Here is a 1,856-nt window from a genome sequence, read left to right on the forward strand (position 1 = left end):
AGACGACGATCTGGTCGACGCTGCGGCGCGTGAGCGCGCTCGATGGCGCACCGGTGATCGGCAAGCCGATCGCCAACACGCAGGTCTACATCCTCGACGCGGGCCTGAACCCCGTGCCGGCGGGCGTGGCCGGCGAGCTGCATATCGCCGGTGAAGGCCTGGCGCGCGGCTATCTGCACCGCGGCGACCTGACGGCGGACAAGTTCGTGCCGAATCCGTTCGGCGCGGCCGGTTCCCGCATGTATAAATCCGGCGACCTGGCGCGCTACCTGCAGGATGGCAGCATCGAGTACCTGGGCCGGATCGACAATCAGGTCAAGCTGCGCGGCTTCCGCATCGAACTCGGCGAGATCGAGGCTGCGCTGGCTGGACTGGCTGCGGTGCGCGACGCACTGGTGCTGGCGCGCGAGGACGTGGCGGGAGACAAGCGGCTGGTGGCGTATCTGGTCGCGCACGAAGACGCACAGCTGCCGGACACGGAAGGGTTGCGCGCCGCGCTGCTGGAATCCCTGCCGGAATACATGGTGCCGGCGCACTTCATGGTGCTGGAGCAGCTGCCATTGACGCCAAACGGCAAAGTGGACCGCAAGGCATTGCCGGTGCCGGACATGACGCGCAGCGAAGGTGGCTATGTGGCGCCGCGCACGGCGGCCGAGGAGATCATGGCCGGCATCTGGGCCGGCGTGCTCCGTCTCGACAAAGTGGGCGTGCACGATAATTTCTTTGCACTGGGCGGCCATTCGCTGCTGGCGACGCAGCTGGTATCGCAGATCCGTGGCGCATTCGAAATCGAACTGCCGCTGCGCGCGGTGTTCGAAGCACCGACGGTCGCCGGCCTGCTGGCGCGCATGGAATCGGCACAGCGCGGCCTGACCGTAACGGCCCTGGCGCCGGTCGAGCGCAAAGAGGGCATGCCGCTGTCGTTCGCGCAGCAGCGCCTGTGGTTCCTCGACCAGTTCGAGCCGGGCAGCGCGTTCTACAATATTCCGGCGGCGGTCCGCCTGAACGGACAGCTCGACGCGACGGCGTTGCAGCGCGCGTTGAACGAGATCGTGCGCCGCCACGAAGCCCTGCGCACGCGCTTTGCCAGCGTGGACGGCACGCCGGTGCAGGTGATTGTGCCCACGCTGGAGCTGGCGTTGGAGAGCACCGATCTGTCGGAATTGCCGCATGCGGAGCGCGATGCCAAGGCGCAGTGGCTGGTGCAGGACGAGGCGCAGACAGCGTTCGATCTGGCCACCGGCCCACTGATCCGCGCGCGCCTGCTGCGTCTGGGCGAATCGGAGCACATCGTGCTGCTGACGATGCACCACATCGTCTCCGACGGCTGGTCCATCGGCGTTCTGGTGAACGAGGTGGCCGCGCTGTACGGCGCCTACGTGCAGCAGCAGCCATCGCCGCTGCCGGAACTACCGATCCAGTACGCCGACTTCGCACACTGGCAGCGCCAGTGGCTCAGCGGTCAGGTGCTGCAACAGCAACTCGATTACTGGCAAGGCCGCCTGACGGGCGCTCCGGCTTTGTTGACCCTGCCGACAGACCGTCCGCGTCCTGCCCATCAAAGCCATCGCGGCGCGACGCAGCCGCTCACACTGTCGGCCACCACCACGGCTGGCCTTAATGACCTGAGCCGCCGTGTGCAAGGCACCTTGTTCATGACGCTGACGGCAGCCTTCAATGTGCTGCTGTCGCGTTACGCTGGACAGGACGACATCTGCATCGGCACGCCGATCGCCAACCGCAACCGCGCGGAGACGGAAGGGCTGATCGGCTTCTTCGTCAACACGCTGGTGCTGCGCACGCAAGTCGATCATGGCGCCAGCTTCCTGCAATTGCTCGACCAGGTACGCGCCAAC

At 66.6% G+C, this 1,856-nt stretch carries 1 protein-coding gene; it reads left to right on the forward strand.

What is annotated here, in order from left to right:
* Nucleotides 1-1,856, forward strand: a 1,856-nt coding sequence (locus DUGA2_RS32295) for a condensation domain-containing protein (RefSeq protein ID WP_141753463.1), incomplete at both ends; no start/stop codon positions are given.

Origin of the sequence: Duganella sp. HH101 (assembly GCF_001758795.1) — a bacterium.
GTDB classification, from domain to species: Bacteria; Pseudomonadota; Gammaproteobacteria; order Burkholderiales; family Burkholderiaceae_D; genus Rugamonas; species Rugamonas rivuli.